Genomic DNA, 19,136 nt, shown 5'->3' with positions numbered 1-19,136 from the left:
GGATGGCCGCTATGAACCGTCCTTTCCACTTTATCGTCGCGCTTGCTGTCGTATCCTTGGCGGGCGGCACCGGCGCATCGGCGCAGGTCACTACTGCCCCCGCGACAGCAACCGCCAGCAAAGACGCATCCGATGCCCAAAGTCTTGCGGCTGCCGAAGCAGTGCGGCGGGATGCCGTCGCGCTCGACAATGCCCGCAAAGAGGTCAGACGACTGCGGACGGAATTGGCGCTGCGGAACGAGCTAATAGAACTTGGACGCACGCGTAATGCCGAACTTTACGAAGTGGCCCAGGCGATGCTCGACCGGCTGATGAAGAATAAAAGCTATGATCCGTTTTTCCAGACCGGGCGGGTCCGGATGGAAAATCTGAAACAGGAGTATGAAGACAAACTCCGTGCGGCCCGCATTTACGAGCATACGCTCCCGCCTTCCGTGCAAAAGCGCATGGACGCAGACCTTGCCCGGCAACGCGAGGCTGCGGAGGCCAAACAACAGCAGCAACAGCAGCAGCAGGCCACTGATCCGGCGACCAAGCCCGCACCCCCTTCAACTCCCCAATAATATCGGCGCTTCACCGAGAGGATGATTGTCATGTTCACCACCCCCCAAAGCAACCCCAAGCCCTCACGTCGCACCCGCCATATGCTGCACCATGTCAGTATCGGTGCGCTTGCGCTTGCGTGTCTGCTCGCCCCCGTCACGGCGAAGGCGCAAGAGGGACAGGTTTTCGGGACGATGGTGGGCTTGCAGGCGGGCCGCACGATGGATGCCAGCGGGCGCGTATCGGTCTGGCAGGGCGCGTCGGCTCCGGTCATCGGCAAGGATGCCGATGGTCGCCCGTTGATGGTGATCGACCAACATAAGCAAAAGGCTTTGCTCGATTGGGAGGATTTCCGCCTTAAAACCAACGAAATTCTGGAATTCCGCCAGCAGGCGGCGGACTGGATTGCGGTCAACCGCGTTCATGGCGCCCATGCCGCCGAGGTGAATGGCGAAATCCGCGCCAAGGGCAGCGTCTATATCCTCAACGATAATGGCGTGATGATCGGCAAGGATGCCAAGATCAATGTCCGCCAACTGGTGACGGGCACGGGCGTTGCGGATGTTGATTCCGCCAATGGCGTCACCACGATTACCCAAGCGACAGAGAAAGCAAAGCTCGATTGGCACGGCTTCCAGCAACAAACCGGAGAGTTGTTGCGGATCCAGCAGGAAAAATCCGATTGGATCATGCTCAACCGTTTCCACAACCAAGGCGTGACCAAATTTGACGGGGACATCAAGGCGGACGGCCATATCTATCTCGTTGCGCCGCAAGGGCTGGCCGTAAACGGGAAAGTCGATGCACAGCAGGTCATCTTCTCCTCGCTCTATATGCGTGATGACCAGTTTGACGAAGGCATCCTGTCCTATGCGCGCGATTATAACGGGCGTTTAGAGCCGGTCTTCAGCAATAGCTGGACCTATGCTTTGGGGCCGAACCAGTCGGGCGGTATGATGACGCTGCTCGGAATCAACAATCCGGTTCCGGTGACTGATGATCCCAATGACCCATTGCGTTTCAAAGTGACGCTTGGCCGCGATTCGGTGGTGACGACCGGTAAGCTTGGCAAAGCCATGCTGTTCGGCCCGACCGTGACCAATAACGGCAAGATTAATGCGTCTGATGAAGGTCAGGTCATCTTGGCGGCGGGCGACAATATTTACCTGCGCAAAGGGGCGATCAATGGCCAGCTTCTCGCCACAGTCGGGGCCTATAATCCGATCGGCTTTTCCAAAGCGACGATACCTTATTATTGGCCGCCGCAGACGGTAAGCGATGAACGCTGGCAGGCTTTTTATGCAAAGATTTTAGGCCAGACGTTCGAAATTGGTGAAACCGTTCCCTCTGACCTATATTCGGGCATCGGCGCCAAGACCGTGCAATATATCCACGAAATCCAGGCGGAGCGCGCAAAGCATTTCAACGCGGTCAATAACGGGATCATCAACGCCAAGCGCGGCGGCAGTGTCGATTTTGTTGGCTGGAACATGATCCAGAATGGCGCGGTGGACATGACCTCCACCGCATCTTTCCGCGCGTCAATCCGCTTTGCCGGGACCGTTCAGGATACGTTGGAAAATTTCAACAACGAATATGATGGCGCGCTTGTGCCCGGCAACGGTACGGTCATTTTCGGCAAAAAAAGCCTCACCCAAATAACGCCTGACCTTGAAGCAACCGACACAATCCCGCTGACCGAAGGCAAGCAGCGCGTTGGCTCGCTCAAGATCAATGCGGGCAAAGTCCATTTGCAGGAAGATGCGGTCATTTATATGCCGAGCGGCACCATGCAGGTGCTGCTCGATGCGGGTATTCATGTTTGGAACAACCGCGGCGCGGGCATGAATACGGACAATGAGGACGGCACGCGCTTCCTCATGGACAAAGGTTCGCTCATCGACCTGTCCGGCTGGAAATCCACGGTGCTGCCGATGGGGTATCATCAGGTCACGGGCAAATTCTTTGCAGCCCAATTTGCCGATTCTCCGGTGCAGCGCGACGGCCCGCTCGCGCGCAAGGAGATTAATATCGACCGCCGTTATGGCACCGATATTGCCAATTGGGAGGGGCTGGACAATCTTCGGCAAGGCACGCTTGCACAGTTTCTGACCGAAGGCGGCACGCTCAATATGGATATCGGCGATGATTTTATCATGGCGCCGGGATCGGTCATCAACGTGTCAGGCGGCATGACGACCTATGAGGCGGGCTATGTCTATTCGACGCTGCTGCGCCGTCTGGATGGCACAGTCATTGATATTCGCGAAGCAGACCCCGATGAATTATATATGGGTCTGGCCAATGAATGGACCCGCTATGATAGCAAATGGGGCAAGCAGCAAAGCTATTATATCCCGCTCTTTTCCAGTTCGGTCGGGCGCTATGAAACCGGTTATGTCGAAGGCGGGAAGGCTGGGGAAATCAATATTCTCGCGCCCGATACCTTGTTGCAAGGCACGCTCAGAGGGGAAACTGTTGCGGGCCGCTACCAGCGTAATAAAATCCCCGCAGGCGGCATTTTCCGGCTAAACCAGGCAGGCGAGAGCGAAACCGAATATGTCAGCAACAAGGTGCTGATTTCCGCCATCGAAATGACGCTCCCGACCAATTTTACACTCGATACCAACCTGTCCGGCGTGTTCGGTGACAAATTCGGCGAAGAATATGAGCCGGGCGATGCGCAGGTGAGAACGTCGGACAATATGACGCTGGCATCGGACGATTTTTTCAATCGCTCGACGATGGGCAGCTATGCCTTGCGCTCTTCGGGCGTGTATAAGCCGGACGGGTCACTGGACCCCGAGGATGGCACCACCTTCACGTTGGAAAAAGGCGCTGACCTTGATCTCAAAAATGGTGCGTCGCTGGACTTTGCGGCCGACCACCGGATGAAGATATTGGGCAATATCCGCACCGAAGGCGGCAATGTCGCCTTGGGCGGCATGGCGCTCGAGCTGGGTGAAGGCACCAGCATCGACACACATGCCAAATGGTATAGCGATTATGAAATTGACGAACCCGTCGCGCTCGACACGCTGCCGCGCATCCATGGCGGCTCTATTACGCTAGGGTCAGGGGGCAGTACGGAAACATATGAAACAAATCTTATCTTGCCCGATTCGGTACGGCTCGACACGTCCGGCGGAGCCTGGCTCGACCGTGATGGCAAGCTAAACCTCGGCAAAGGCGGCGATCTCAACATCTTTGCCAATGTCGGCCAAAAAGATATTCTGGATCTCGGCGCGCTTCCCCATGCGCGTGCTTTTGGCATGGGCGGGAATGGCAAGTTCAGTCTCAGCATCAGCGATGCGGTCTTCATTGGCAATGCCTTGCCTCCGATAGACAGTGGGGCGAATGACGGTGACCCTGCCGCATTGCCGCGCCAGTTTTTAATCACTCCAGATTTTTTTGAAAAAAGCGGCTTTTCTTCTATCAGCCTGATTGCGCCTACTGTGACGCTGATGGAAGGTGCCAAGGTCCATGCCACCAGCGCGGTAATGAAGCTGCGCGACGGTTCGATCAATGCCAGCACCATACCGTCAATCCTCGCGCCTTCGGGTACGGATATTTACGCGATCACCGATATTGTTTCGATGGCCCCCGAAGACCGGCCTGCCGCTTTGCGCAATGGCATGACCCTGTCCTTTGCGTCCACCACGGCCCTGGTCAATAGCGGGGGGGCCAATCCGGGTATTTTCACCGGCAAGGACAGCCTGCTTTCTACCGAAATCGGTGGCTCTATCAGCCTTATCGGCAATAGCCGCGTCGCCGGCAGTATGGTCGCGCCCGCAGGCTCCATCCTTCTGGGAACGGGTAGTGTCAAAGACTCGGTGGTTGAATTGCTTGACACCGCGCGCCTTTCGGTCGCTGGCGCAACACTGATTACCTCGCGTCAGAGCGCCAGCAACGGGCAGGACCTTGTCGATGGCGAAGTCCGCAATGGCGGACGTATCGCGATAGACGCTTTTGATATCACGCTTGCCAAAGGAAGTGTCATTGATGTGTCGGGCACCAGTTCGTTGCTGGATTTGCCGACCATAGGAGAAGACGGCAATATTTACCGCACGCCCACGCGCATCGATTCCGATGGCGGGACGGTTCAGATCACGGGCAGTGCGCTCGACATTAATGACGCCACCTATATCGGCGCGGCAGGCGGCGCAAAAGCGCGCGGCGGCCTGTTCGATATAAGCTGGAAGGGCATTTATGGCACGGGCGGCGCGGCGGGAACCACCCCGCTCAGTGTTGCAGAACAATTGGAAATGTATGCCAATTGGGGCAGCTTTTATGACCTTGATGGCAATATGGTGGCCAGTCCGTACGGCGTGGATTTCAGCAAGATCAACTGGGCATCGGCGCTGGGCCAGAATTTTGAATTTCCGGCCGGTTTTATTGTCAATAATCGTGACGAACTGATAAAGGTATTTAACGATTATACTGCCGCAGCGATGGGCGTTCCCCCGCTCTTTGTAATCGGCGATGCGCTGTCGGTTCCAACCGGGCCGATTGAATTGCCCGAAATTGAACCGGGTCTTGTGAGCCTGTTCGGCTATTTCGGTTTCAAACTCCCCGATGCGCCTGAGGGCAAACCCCAAATCGCGCAGATCACGCCTTCCACCTTTACCGATGGTGGGTTTTCCCGCCTGTCGCTGGCCAGCGATAGCGGTATCATTTTTTCGGGCGATGCCAGAATTGGCGGGGCAGGGAGCAAAGGCGGTAAGCCGCTGGATCTCATCCGTATCCAAGCTCCTCGCATTATCGGGCGAGACAATGCCAATATTCTGCTTGAAGCCAAACAGGTCCAACTTGGCGCGATGGATAATGACGGCTTCAAATGGACCGAATATTATGGTGCCGTTGCCGATTATGGTATTCGCCCGGTCGGCGTGAACAGCAAGCTGCATGTCAAAGCCGATTTTGTGGAAATTATATCGGCGCGACTGGACGGCTTTACCGATACTCTACTGCAAAGCAGTGGTGATCTCCGCTTCCGTGGGGTGGATCCCGTAGGCTATTCTGAACAACGCCCCGGCGGAAAGCTTTATGCTTCCGGCTTGCTCCGCTTCCAAGCCGACCAGATTTATGCCGCGACCGGACGTGATTTCAACGTCATCTCCGATACCGCTATTATTAATCTGGGTCAGGTTGCAGGCGATCGGATTAACGGATCGCCTTATGAAGCAGCGGCGGCACTGACTTTGCGCGCGCCGGTGATCGAAAATCACGGCACCATCCGCTCGCCGCTCGGCACGATCACGCTGACAGCCCTTACCACCGATGCCGAAGGGTCGGGCCGCCTTGTTCTTGGAGCAGGAAGCCTGACGTCGGTGTCTGCGGAAGGCAATATCATCCCTTATGGCTATCTGCGTAACGGGGATAGCTGGATTGACCCGTTTACGCTGAAAGAATTGGTCAGCCTGTCGCCCAAAACAGTCAATTTGAGCGGCGACCATGTGGATGTGGCGGTCAATTCGGTCATCGACCTTGCGGGCGGCGGCGATTTGTTCGCGCGCGAATTTTCGCCCGGCATTGGTGGCACAAAAGATTGGCTCACCGGCTATCGCAATTCCGATCTGGAATGGGTCGATGCGCCCAAGGAGATTTTTGCGGTATTGCCAGGCTATGACAATGACACCGCGCCCGTAGGCTTTGGCGCGTCGGCTGTGGGCGTGGGCGACAAAGTCTATCTGGCGGGCGGAAGCGGTCTGCCGGCGGGCTATTATACGCTCCTACCGGCAGAATATGCGTTGCTCCCCGGCGCGTTCCGCGTAACCGCCAACCATCGTGTTGCTGGCACCGAAACCATGATCCCCGGCGCGGTGCAGGATCTGACCGATGGATCGAGCATCCAGTCCGGCTATAAAATTGACGGCTTGTCCGGTGCCGCCGAACAGCGCAGCCACGGCTTCCATGTCATGCCGGGCGATACGTTGCGGATGCGCAGCAAATATAACCAAGCCTTTGCAAACAGCTTTTTTACCTCGCCCGATTATCTCAAAAAACGGGTCCGGGTGAATCTTCCTGTGGGAGAAGTGCCCCGTATTCCGATGGATGACGGCAGCCTGAAACTGGACGTGCGCAAATCGCTGACACTCAAAGGCAAGCTTGAAACCGGCAAAGAGGAAAAGGGCCGCGGCGCTTTTGTCGATATTTCCGCGTCCAAACTGGTGGTGACCGGCACGAATACCGATAGATCCAAATATGACGGCTATTTGCTGGTCGATAGCCAGCAGCTCAATGATTTCGGCGCGGAAAGCCTGTTGCTTGGCGGCCTTCGGGATACTAGCGGCACGGACATTGTCATGAATGTCGCAGGGGTCGATGTGGTTGTCGACAATGCCGGATCGGAACTGGTGGCACCCGAACTCTTATTGGCATCAAAGGGTGATATCCGCGTCACGACGGGCAGCAAGATGGCGACACGGGGCAAATTGTCCGGTGAGCCGAGCAACTATGTGGTTGCCGCTGCCTATCAAGAAGTCATCGACACCAGAGGCACACCGTGGACATCCGACGATGTTCTTATCAATCCGGCCCTTGATCAGGGCGGCGTTGTGCGTCTGTCGGATGGCGGGCTGATAGCGTTGAAGCGCGATGCAGCGGCGCTGGATCGCATGAAAGAATTATTGTCCGATCCCGACAAGCTGGCCGCAATCAACGCCTTGCGTGCAACAAAGGGTCTTGAAGCCATACAGCCGGGCGGCAATATCTATATCGAAAGCGGCGCGACGCTTGAAAGCAGCAATTCGGTCAATCTGGATGCGACCGACCAGATGCTATTAAACCCCGACGCGACGCTGCTGACCCGCAGCCTTGGTGCTGCGGCCGGGAAAATCAGCTTTGGTGCGGTCCCTGATAGCGTGGATGGTTTGGTGTTTTCCAACAATTCGTTGGGCGCTTTGACCAATGCCGCAGAACTACGCCTCAAAAGCTATTCGTCGATTGATTTTTATGGTCCGGTGACCCTTGCATCCGATCGCACGATAACGCTCGACAGCCGCGCTTTGCGCCTGATGGACGCGAGCGACGCCAAGGTCGATATTCGCGCTAAAAACCTGACGCTTGCAAACAGCATCGGGGCTGGCGGCGCTGCGACAGAAGGGGCAGGGAGCCTGTATCTGTCAGCGGATAATATTTATCTTGAAGGTGCGGACAAGGCCCTGACCGGTTTCGGATCGACCACGATAACGGCGACGCAACGGATTATCGGTCGCGGCATCGGTACATTTTATGCGGCCGGTGCGCTCACGCTCAACGCGCCGCAAATTACGGCGGAAAGTGGCGCGCAGCTTTATTTCGATACCACGGGCGCGCTCATTGCCAATGGCGGTGTGGACGCCGGACTCCAACCCTTCTCCTCATCGGGTGCAACCGTCGGGTTGACCGGCGCGTCGGTGGATTTTGTCGGCAATACCAAGCTTACCGGAGGCACGTTCAACCTGCATGCGCGTCAAGGCGATGTACGCATCGGGGACGGTGCGCGGATTGACGTGACGGGCGGCGAGGTCACGCTGTTCGACAAAAAGGTCGGCATTGATGCGGGCGCGGTTAATCTGACAGCGGACCAAGGCGATTTGGTCCTCGCCAAAAATGCGCTCGTCAATGTTTCCGGCTCCGAGGCGGGAAGCCATGCCGGTGCGCTCAACATCAGCGTCGGACAAGGCGAGGCGCTGCTCCACGGCACAATCAAAGGCGATGCGTCCGGCGGGTTTAATAGCGGCAGCTTCCGGTTGCTCACCAACCGCATGGCCGATTTTGCAGCGTTTAACGCAACGCTTGACCAAGCGGGCTTCCGCCAGTTGCGCAGCTTTGAAATTGCCAATGGGGATGTTGCGCTGACCGGCACCGTCAAGGCGCGCAATCTGGAAATCATCGCCAATAACGGCGCGCTCAATATTGCCGGAACCCTTGATGCAACGGGCACCGATGGCGGCAATATCCACCTCGCCGCAGCCGGAGGGCTGACCCTTGTCAATGGCTCCAAATTGCTTGCCCATGCGCTCGATGCCAAGGGCGCGGGCGGCACCGTGCTGATCGAAACGCTCGGCCAGAACGGAGCGGGCATTGCGATGCAGCAAGGGGCGCTGATCAATGTATCGGGGACCGGAGAGGGCGGGCGAACCGTCCGTTTCCGTGCCCCGCAAATCGGCGCTGATATGGCTATCGACCGTATCGACGGGACCATAACCGGTGCAGCCTCGGTCTATGCCGAAGCCTATCGTCTTTATGAAAATGTGGAAAAAATCGATCAGGCCGGGATTGACCGTTATACGAGCGACGCGATCCGCTTCATGGATAATGCAGGGGCCGTCCAAGCGCGGCTTGGCAGCGGCGTTTCGCTGGTGGCCGGTATCGAACTGCGCAGCGGCAAGGATATGGAACTGGCCGAAGATTGGGATCTTTCGGGTCTGCGCTTCAATGGTGCGCCGGGTGTCCTTACCCTACGGTCGGTCGGCGATCTTCTTATCAATGCCAATCTTTCGGATGGCATCGTCGATGGCAAATTGATGAAGGGCGATAGCTGGTCCTTCAACCTCACCGCAGGTGCCAATCTTGATAGCCCGTCCAGTGCGGCGGTGCTGGCCGGAAGCCGCCTCGCGGCTGGCAAGGGGTCGGTCATTGTCGGCGGTACGCCCGACACAATCGAATATTTTTATGACCCGGCCTATGGCAATGAACATCGCCTCTATATGGTCGGTCCGGACGGCAAATTCGTTCGCAGGGAGGATGAAGGCAATTACCACATCGGCTGGGTGGAATTGCAACGCAATGACGATGGCAAATATATTGACCCGCGCACCGGTGCCGTCATTGAAAAAGACCCGGTCACCGGCGATTATGCCGATACACAATATTATGCGCGGCGCCCGCTCGCATGGATCCTGTTCGGAACGGGTGGCGGCTATGGCCAGGAAGCGGCAGACGGAACCGTCGGCTATGTTTCTGGCCCCTTTGATTACCGCGAATATATGCAGTGGAACAATGCCACCGGCTATCATGTGCGCACTGGCACAGGGGCCATCGAAGTGGTCGCAGGTCGCGATCTGGTCCTCGCAGAGCGCCCGTCGGTAATCTACACAATGGGTCGCCAAAGCGCCGATATTGCAGGTTTTGATAAGCCTGAAACGGCTCAATATGGTGAACGCGGCGGGGATATTTCGATCAAGACGGCGGGCAGCATCCGGGCGAGCTATGATGTTCCGCAATTGCCCAACGGCTATATGGGACGATCAGGCGCAACCAACGAGGCGACCGGCCTGTTCTTCCGTCAAAAAGACGGTAAATATAACCAGACGAGCTGGTGGGTTAATCATGCCGCATTCGAAGGCGGGGTAGGCGCGCTGGGCGGCGGTAATATCAGGATGGACGTCACGGGCGATGTCCATAATCTGAGTGTTTCCATTCCCGACAGCGTCCGCGTCACCGGCGGCACCGACGATGATGTTGTGCGGGTCGCGCATTATAGCGGCGGCGGCGATCTTTCGATGCGCGTTGGCGGCAATGTCTATGGCGGGGTCTATTTGGTGGGCAATGGCGTTGCCGACATGAATATCGGCGGCGCGATGCTCCCCGGCGGGACCATCTCCCGCTTTAACTATGACTGTAGTTACCTGACATGTTATCTGCATACCGATGGCCGCATTGCGTCCATCCCCTTCCGGCTCAATCCGATGATGCTGACCAGCACGGGCAGTTTTAAAATTCGGACAGGTGGCGATCTTTACATCGATTCGATTATGGACCCGGTCCTCATCAATCCGGTCATGTATCGTCAGGAAGAGTGGGAAGATTATCGGTCGCACGCTATTATCAGCTATGGCGACAACGCGTCTGCCGATCTTTTTTCGGCCGGTGGCAATATCATCATGAGCAATTCCGGCCATAATACGGAAATGGTGCGTTATTCGTCGGTTCCCGGCCCGCGCTTTTTCCACGGGACGGATGAGCGCCCGGGCGATTTCGCGCAAGGCACTCTCTACCGGTTACGTCCCCCCACATTCTCGGCTGTTGCGGCAACGGGGGATGTCCGGATTTTGGGCGGGATGATAATTTCCCCGGCCCCCAAGGGCAATCTTGATATCCTGGCCGGACGCAATGTGCAGATCGGTTATACGACCGATGCGTCAGACCTGAGGGAATCGGGAAGAATTTATCTCAATCCCGAATATCGTGGGGAGTCCGAAGGCATTTATATGAGCCAGGCGCTGCCGGAACTGCTCAATACCGTGACCAATTACCGCAATGCGTCCGCTTATTGGAATATAGCGGCTCTTGCGGCGGCGGGTATCGGCACAGCCTATCCCGGAACGCAGCCGTTCAATGAAACATTCCGCGCCGAACTGCATAAAGGGGATTTGGTCCCTGCGCGTATTTATGCGGGGTCGGGGGACATCGTCAGCTCGTTCGCTGCCGGGATATATCTGCCCAAACAAACCTGGTTCCAGGCAGGAGGCAATATCTATTTCCCCAGCTTTGAAACCCAGCATAATAATCCCAATGACGTGACGTTGGTGCGGGCGCACAAAGGCATTTATTTTGACCAAAGCCATTACGGCTTACCGACAGTGTCGGTGGATAATGGTGGGACGACCAGATATGGCTATCTTCAGGTGAAAGGGCCGGGCCGTCTTGAATTGGAGGCGGGCACGGATATTTATCTCCCGGACAATAGTATCGGCATCGTCACCGAACGGACGCCTTTCGGGGTGGAAGGGGGCGCGGATATTGCGGTCAGCGCAGGCTTTAACCAACTGCCTTCTTATGAGGCCTTTGAAAAAGCCTATATTGACCCGCACGGGACGCTTGCCGATTATCTGAAAGGTGAGGATGGCCTGTCGATTTACCTGTTCGATCGCGAATATCCGCGGGCGGCAGGGGCAACCGGCGAATTTGCCAAGCCTGAACCGCGCGAAGGGCTGGTCAATTATGTCCGCCGTTTGCAGGGGCTGGCACCCTTTGAAACGCTGGCCGAACAAAAAGCCTATCTCGACACGGCATGGACCTATTGGAACGGGCTTTCGACCGATTATAAAACGCCTTTCTACCGGAGTGTCCTGTTCCTTGAACTGCGTACGACGGGCCGGGAAACCAATGATCCCAAGAGCGACCGCTACAACAGCACCAAGCGCGGATATGACGTAATCGCGACCCTGTTCCCCGGCGCGGAAAAGGAAAAGAGCGAAAACTGGGCTGGCGATTATGAAACCTTTGCCAGCCGGATCATCTCGAACGCGGGCGGCAAGGTCGAACTGGTAATACCGGGCGGTCAGGTCGAACTGGTCAATGTGGTGGCGTCCGCCGCGCAGACCGGCCAGCCTGCTGCCGAAGGCGACCGCGGTAACGCGCTGCGTTCCGGTATTGTCACCACCAATGGCGGAGAGATTAACATTCTCACCCATGATGCGGTTACGCTGAATGAATCGCGTATCCTCACTACCAAGGGCGGCAATGTCATGATCTGGTCCTCTTATGGCGACATCGCGGCAGGTAAGGGGGCCAAAACGTCGATCAGCCCGCCCTTCTTCGACTATCTGTTCGACAATTATGCGCGGATCGTGCGGGAGCCTGCGGGTCTACCGACCGGTGCGGGCATCGGGACGCTCGCGACGGTTGACGGCACACCGCCCGCCGACGTCGATCTGATTGCCCCCAACGGCATTATTGACGCGGGCGATGCAGGTATTCGTGTGAGCGGCAACTTCAACGCGGTGGCCGTGGAAATATTGGGCGCGGATAATATCGAGGTTGCGGGTGTCGTCACCGGCCTTCCCGAAAAGCCCGCGGCGCCGCCGACATCGCTCGATACCGGTGATCTGGCCGCCCGTGGTAGCGGGCTGGAAAAAGAATTGGCCAATGCCACCAAACAGGTGCGCGAAGGGGCTGCGGTGACCACACCGTCGCTTATCGAAGTGCTGGTTACCGGTTTTGGCAAAGGCTGTCCCGATGGTGAAACCTATCGGGATGGCCGCTGCGTCCCGGCGGCCGCACGTCCCCGTCCGCAAACCCGTTCGATGCAGGACGCCACGCCGGTTGCATCCCGCCCTGCGGCGCAGCGTCCCGATGCTCCCGCACCTGCGCCCAAATTGGTTCGCTTCAACGTCCCGGCGCAGCCGACCGATGATGCGATCCGCGCGGTAGGCAAGCTGGCGAAGATCAATATCCTGTTCGATGCGAAGCAGGTCGGCAACCGCATTGCGCCTGCGGTGCGGGGCACGATGGCACCGGAGCGCGCGCTCCAGATGCTGATCGAACAGAATGACCTTCAGGTGGTTCAGGTAACGCCGAACAGCTATACCATCCGCCCGCGCGCTTGAAGGTAAAACGGGGGGTATGCCTCCGGATGGGCCTGCCGATCAGGGCCCGCAATAACGGGATGACGGGAGCATGGCGCGCAAAGCCATGCTCCCGTTGCCATTTGGAGGACAGCGTACGCGCAAGGCCGTTCCGGCTTAATTTTTAGGAAAACATGGAGCGGGTAGCGGGAATCGAACCCGCGCGTTCAGCATGGGAAGCTGACAGGCTACCATTACATCATACCCGCCTGTGGGTCGCGGCTTTAGCTTTATGCGCGCGCGCTGGCAAGCGGGTTGGTGGAGGGCTTTGGCTGCTCAGCCAAGGTTCAGGCGGGGCGGCGCACAAAAAGCCAGGGGAGGGCAGTGCGGATAATCAAGGAGGCCTCATGCCAAAATCCCGTGCGGACAGGACAATGCGGCTGGTCAATCGCCTCGGCCTTGGCATGAAGGCCAAAGGCAGCGCGCCGCGCTGGCTTGATGATCCGTCGGCGGGCTATGTGGTCGAACCGCCCGCACTCGCCCGCTTGCCACGCCGTGCCGATGCGGCAGCGGCGCTGGGCGAATTCCAGCAAAGCCGCCGCGCGCAGCGTATGGCGAAACGCGCCGAAGGGAGCGATGACCCCGCGCTCAAGCAGGACTATCGCGCCGCGCGGCAGGATATTGTCGCCATGTATCGGCAGCAGGTTGCTGCGCGCTATGCGGCGGCGGTTGCGGCGGACAATGATTTTGCCGAGCGGCTCGTCCATTTCTGGTCGAACCATTTTGCGGTATCGGCAGACAATGTGCTGATGACCGTGTTCGCGGGATTGCAGGAGCAGGAAGCGATCCGCCCGCATATTTTCGGGCGCTTTGCCGATATGCTGATGGCGGTCGAACATCACCCCGCGATGCTGGTCTATCTGAACCAATCCACCTCGATCGGCCCCAACAGCCCCGCCGCCAAGCGCCGCGCCGGGGCGGGCGGCAAGCCGCGCGGCCTCAATGAAAATCTGGGCCGCGAGATTTTGGAACTGCATACGCTCGGCGTGCAGGGCGGCTATAGCCAGAGAGACGTCACCGAATTCGCCCGCGCGCTCACCGGCTTTACGATTGCCGGTGCCAATGCCGGAGCCAATGCCGGGGCCAATCCCCGCCAACGCGCTACGCCCGGCGATTTCCGTTTTGCACCCGCACAACATGAACCCGGCCCGCGCATGATCCTTGGCAAAAATTACGCGCAAGACGGCGAGGGGCAGGCTAATGCGATCCTTGCGGACCTTGCGGTGCATCCCGCGACCGCCAGACATTTGTCGTTCAAACTTGCGCGGCATTTTGTCGCCGATGATCCGCCGCCTGCTTTGGTCGAGCGGCTGACCAAGCGGTTTTTGGCGGGGCAGGGCGACCTTACGCCCTGGTATGCCGAACTGATTGCGGCGCCGGAACTCACCGCCGCCGGGGCTGGTAAATATAAAGCGCCGTGGGAGTGGCTGGTGTCGGCGGGGCGTGCGACCGGCCTTGCGCACTTCCCGCGCCCCGCCATGCTGGTCAATCTGATGAACGAACTCGGCCATCCGGTGTGGAAGCCCAAATCGCCCGCTGGCTTTGACGATATTGCGGCAAGCTGGCTCGCGTCGGACGCGCTGATGCGGCGGGTGGAAGCGACGCCGCGGCTGGTCGCGTTGGTGCCCGACCTACCCGATGCCCGCGCGCTTGCGCCGCTTGTGCTGGGGGACGCGCTGCGCCCGCAAACCGCCGAGGCGCTCGCCCGCGCGGAGGATAATGGACAAGCGATGGCGCTGCTCCTTGTGTCGCCCGAATTTTTGCGGAGATAGAAAATGACCCTCAACCGCAGACAATTTTCCGCCATGTTGGCGCTGGCCGGTGTCGGCACGATGATGGATGCGCGCATCGCCCATGCCGCGCTCCCCACCAATAAGCGGCTGGTGTTTATCATCCAGCGCGGTGCGGCGGACGGGCTTGCAACGCTCATTCCGACCGGCGACCTCGACCTTTTGCGGCAAAGGCGCGTGCTGGTAGCGCCCGATGCGGTCAAGCTTGATACCATGTTTGCGCTCCATCCCGCGCTTGCCGAAACCGCTAAGCTTTATGCGGCCAAGCAAGCTTTGTTCGCCCATGCCGTCGCCTCCTCCTATCGCGAGCGATCGCATTTTGACGGGCAGAATATCCTCGAAACCGGAGGCCTCGCCGCTTATGCCGCCAAGGATGGCTGGATGAACCGCGTCATCGGCCTGTTCGGGCGCGATACGCCCAAGGCGATTGCGCTCGCGCCCACGGTCGCGACGGCGCTGCGTGGGCCCAATCCGGCTTCCTCTTATGCTGCCTCCGCACTCCCCGACGCGAGCGCCGATCTGGTCCAGCGCACCGCCGCGCTCTATGAGGCCGACCCCGCGCTTCATGCCGCTTTTTCGCAAGCCCTTGCCAACCGTGCGAGCGTCGGCGCGCTTGCCAAGGAGGGGCAAAATGGCACCGCCATCGGCGCGCTTGCGGCCAAGTTGATGACCGGTTCCGATGCCGCGCGGCTGGTTATGATCGAAACCACCGGCTGGGATACGCACAACCAGCAGGCGGGCCGCTTGGCGACCCAGCTTAAAAATCTCGACGCCATCATTGCGAGCCTCAAAGGCGGGCTGGGCGCGGAGTGGGCCGATACGCTGGTGCTCGTTGCGACCGAATTCGGCCGCACCGTTGCGGTCAATGGCACCGGCGGGACCGATCATGGCACCGCGAGCGCAGCGATGCTGCTCGGCGGCGGCGTCGGAGGCGGGCGCGTGCTGGCCGACTGGCCGGGCCTTGCGCAAGCGGCGCTCTATGAAGGCCGCGACCTTAAACCCACCGCATCGCTCGAAGCCCTGATCTCGGGTGCGGTCGCCAGCCATTTCGCGCTCGATCCGACCCGCACCGCGCGCGCCCTATACCCCGCGCACAAGGCGCTGAAGGCCATGACGGCCTTGGCGTGATCCACCTATATTCCGACGCGGCGCGCGGTTGCTGGAAGGCGAAAACTTACAAGAAAAAACAGCATCTTGCTATTGCGAACAAGATGGTTTTCACATGCCCTACCCCGCAAATAAATGGCTGCGCGCGGCGCGCCGGAGCATGAGCATCCGGACGATCGCGCTCAGCAAGGTTGCCATCGCCGCGCCCATCGCGCCCCACCAGGGCAGTAGGAGTGCAAGCAGCAGGACAAGCAGCACCAGCCGCGCAATCTGGATATTGAGCGCGGTGCGGGCGCGGTTTCCGGACATCAGCACCGGCTCGAACATCGCCCCTGCCAACTCGACCGAGGCGGCGGCGGCCAGCACAAGGAGGAGCGGATAAGCGGGCAGAAATTCGCGGCCCGACATGAGGAGCAACACCGGCTGTCCCAGCACCGCGACCAGCAGCACGACAAGCAGGCTGGTATAAACCAGCGCGCGGGAGGCTTTGCGGAACAGGGCTTGGAGCGATTCTTCGCCTTCTTGCGCGCGCACCAGATTGACTTCGGCAAAAATAGTGCGCGACAGGAGGCCCGAAATCTTGGTCATCGCGCCGCTCAACTGGTTGGCGAGGCGATAGAAACCGGCAGCGGCGGGGCTGACGAAAAAGCCGATCAGCATCATCCCCAGATTCTGCGACAGGCCGGTGACGGTCGAACTTAAATTGGTCACCAACAGGAAGGAACCGATATCGACATTTTCCTTAAACGCGCGCGCCGGTTTGCGCGCCGCACTGGCGGGCACCCGTCCGCGCAATTGCCATGCAGCCAAGCCCCAATAGACGAGCGCGCAGGCCAATTCAGCGGCCGCCCATGCCCACAAGAAACCGGAGATGGACGGGCCGATGGCGAGCACCATGCCTGCGCCAATCATCCGCGTCAGCGGGATGACGGCATCGGCATAAGTGGACAGGTCAAAGCGGTTTTCAACGCGCAAAATGCCCATCGGTGTCGATTTGATCGACAGCAGCATGACACAGCAAAAGATGAGCGCATGGCGGGAAAGCTCTGCGTCCCAGCCGAAATAGGGGGCAAGCCAATAGACCCCGCCCCATGCGATGAGGCAGCCCGCAACCGCGCCGACTACATCGAACAGGCTCGCCAGCGCAATGAGCCGGCCATAAGGCCCGCTCGCCGCGCTGTTTTTGACATAGGTGGCGGCATAGCGCACCACCACTTGCCAGGTCTGGAAGGTCACGACCGCCACAATCATCTGCGCGGTGCCGACGATGAGCGAAAATTGGCCGAACCCCGTCACCCCCAAGGTGCGGGTGATCAGGCCGAGATAGACAAAGCTCAGCACACCGCCAAAGCCTTTGCCCGCGAGCAGCCAGACGGTGTTCGCAACAATGCGCTGCAATCCGGTCTTGCCGGACGCGCCATTTTCCGTCTGAGGTTCGTTGCTCGTCAAAAGGCCATTTTCCCCCGCTATATTCCCCACTGGGCCAAAGCCCCGCATTGTGCGGCGTCAAACTTGGGGCTAGGGAAACTCCAAGACAAGAGCGCGCATTTCCTCCCGCGCCTTATCATCGGGATAAACATATGATCAAGAACGCTATCATCCTGAGCGCCGGACAAGGCTCGCGGCTTTTGCCGCTGACCGCCGAGCGGCCCAAATGCCTGATCGACTTTTCCGGTCGCTCGCTGATTGCCTGGCAGATTGATATGTTGGCTAGAAGCGGCGTCGAACATTTCCATGTGGTGACGGGCTTTATGACCGATCTGGTCGAGGCCGAACTCGATGGCCTGCGCGCGCAAGGCTATGACATCACCGTCCATTTCAACCCTTTTTACAAGGTTGCGGATAATCTCGGCAGTTGCTGGATTGCGCGCGAGGTGATGGTCGATGATTTTCTTATCCTGAATGGCGACACGCTGATTTCACCCGAAATCGCCGAAAAGGTGCAGCTCATTGCGGGCTGGCCGATTACCGTCACCGTCGATGTCAAAGCCAATTATGACAGCGATGATATGAAGGTGAACCGCGTTGGCGAAAAATTGCTCGCCATCGGCAAGACATTGACCGCCGCGCAGAGCAATGCCGAATCTATCGGTTTTCTGGCCTTTCGCGGCGAAGGTGTGCGCTTGTTCCGCGATACGGTCGAAGCCTTTATGCGCACCCCGGCGGGCGTGGAAAACTGGTATCTGAAAATCATCGATTCCATCGCCCCCACCGGCAAGGTCGGCACGTTGAGCATCGAGGGCAAGGGCTGGGCCGAGGTGGATTTCCTCAACGATATTGAAGCGGCTACGGCGCTGACCGACCAGTGGAGCGCAGCCGCGCGTTAATCTGGTCGCCGACCAGCCGCGCGGTATGGAGGCTGGGGCTGTTGCCGATAATCCGCCCGAAGGTCCGCCGCGCGCCATCGCGCTTGTGCGCGACTAGACAGGATTGCGCCCAGATCAGGCCAAGCACGCCGCGCATTGCTTGCGGGTCATAAATGCCCGCCTGACGGTTCGCTTCAAAAAGCGCGGCCATCCATTGCCGCGCCCAGTCGAGATAGTCGGGCCAGCGTTTCAAATCCGCCTTTTTGAGCCGCGACAGCCGGTAATGCCTCTCTATATCCTCTGCCGCATAATCCATGCCGAGCCGGTTCAACTGCGCCTTCATAATCGCGCTTTTGGTAAGAAAACTCTCGCCCCCATGCTGGCGCGTCGTGCGACCGTCATGCTCCAGCATATAGGTCATCACATCGGGGAGGTTGGCGATCCTGTGATGAACCGCCAAGCGTGCGGCAAGGTCATAATCTTCCGATACGACAAAGTCCGCGCGATAGCCATGCGCGCGCAAAATATCGGTGCGGCCCATCAAGGTCGTATTGGCAAAGGCATTGCGGAATAACAGCCAGACATGGACATCTTCGGGGCGGCGCGGACGCACCAGCCTTCCGGCAGTCCGGCCATCGGGACGATATTTCTGCACGCTCCCGCCGACACACGCGATAGACGGACGGCGTTCCAGAAAGGCGATCTGCCGCTGGAGTCGCTGGCGGTGCATCCAGTCATCGCTGTCGAGCAGCGCAAAATAACGCCCGCGCGCTTCTTCAAGCCCGCGCTGGCGCGTGACCGGAATCCCCTTATTGCCGTCATTTTTAAGCAAGCGGATGCGTGGGTCGTCATAGGCTTCGACCGCGGCAACGCTCTCATCGCTCGAGCCGTCATCAATGATAATCAGTTCAAAATCCGTGAAAGTCTGTGCCAGCACGCTGTCGATGGCGCGCCCGACCAAATGGGCGCGATTATAGACGGGGATGAAAACGCTCAGCGTCGGGGCCGCCTGTTGCAAAGGCATTTGGGGCATGGGGCAAGTCATTTCTTGGTCG

7 protein-coding genes and 1 tRNA gene are annotated in these 19,136 nt (G+C 58.8%); 5 read left to right on the top strand and 3 right to left on the bottom strand.

Going from position 1 to position 19,136, the window contains the following annotated elements; translation table 11 throughout:
- Positions 1–11: 11 nt before the first annotated feature.
- Both DMP17_RS07750 and DMP17_RS07745 read left to right on the top strand, forming a co-directional pair.
- Positions 12–563, top strand: coding sequence for a hypothetical protein (locus tag DMP17_RS07750; RefSeq protein WP_337828490.1), 552 nt, complete (start codon positions 12–14; stop codon positions 561–563).
- Between the two features lie 30 nt (positions 564–593).
- Complete coding sequence (locus tag DMP17_RS07745) at positions 594–12,860, top strand: filamentous haemagglutinin family protein (protein ID WP_337828489.1); 12,267 nt, start codon at positions 594–596, stop codon at positions 12,858–12,860.
- A 153-nt stretch (positions 12,861–13,013) separates the two neighbouring features.
- On the opposite strand, the gene DMP17_RS07740 is transcribed toward DMP17_RS07745, so the two are convergent.
- Positions 13,014–13,087 (bottom strand) — tRNA-Gly (locus tag DMP17_RS07740).
- Between the two features lie 138 nt (positions 13,088–13,225).
- Here DMP17_RS07740 and DMP17_RS07735 point away from each other — a divergent pair.
- Together DMP17_RS07735 and DMP17_RS07730 are read left to right on the top strand one after the other, a co-directional pair.
- Complete coding sequence (locus DMP17_RS07735; RefSeq protein ID WP_337828488.1) at positions 13,226–14,650, top strand: DUF1800 domain-containing protein; 1,425 nt, start codon at positions 13,226–13,228, stop codon at positions 14,648–14,650.
- A 3-nt stretch (positions 14,651–14,653) separates the two neighbouring features.
- Positions 14,654–15,796 carry a DUF1501 domain-containing protein gene (locus DMP17_RS07730; protein ID WP_337828487.1) on the top strand — a complete coding sequence of 381 codons (1,143 nt, stop codon included), beginning with the start codon at positions 14,654–14,656 and terminating at the stop codon, positions 15,794–15,796.
- A 99-nt stretch (positions 15,797–15,895) separates the two neighbouring features.
- On the opposite strand, the gene DMP17_RS07725 is transcribed toward DMP17_RS07730, so the two are convergent.
- A complete protein-coding gene (locus tag DMP17_RS07725; RefSeq protein WP_337828486.1) occupies positions 15,896–17,224 on the bottom strand; it encodes a lipopolysaccharide biosynthesis protein in 1,329 nt (442 codons plus the stop codon).
- A 131-nt stretch (positions 17,225–17,355) separates the two neighbouring features.
- On the opposite strand from DMP17_RS07725, the gene DMP17_RS07720 reads away from it, so the two are divergent.
- The gene (locus DMP17_RS07720; protein WP_337828485.1) at positions 17,356–18,102 is read left to right on the top strand and encodes a phosphocholine cytidylyltransferase family protein; all 747 of its coding nucleotides are present in this window, start codon (positions 17,356–17,358) and stop codon (positions 18,100–18,102) included.
- On the opposite strand, the gene DMP17_RS07715 is transcribed toward DMP17_RS07720, so the two are convergent.
- A complete protein-coding gene (locus DMP17_RS07715; RefSeq protein WP_337828484.1) occupies positions 18,062–19,105 on the bottom strand; it encodes a glycosyltransferase family 2 protein in 1,044 nt (347 codons plus the stop codon). The genes DMP17_RS07720 and DMP17_RS07715 overlap by 41 nt on opposite strands.
- Positions 19,106–19,136: the final 31 nt, after the last annotated feature.

The organism is Pseudonocardia sp. TMWB2A, from assembly GCF_017312135.1.
Note: the sequence above shows the minus strand (reverse complement) of the source record. Positions and strands in the feature narration are given on the sequence as shown.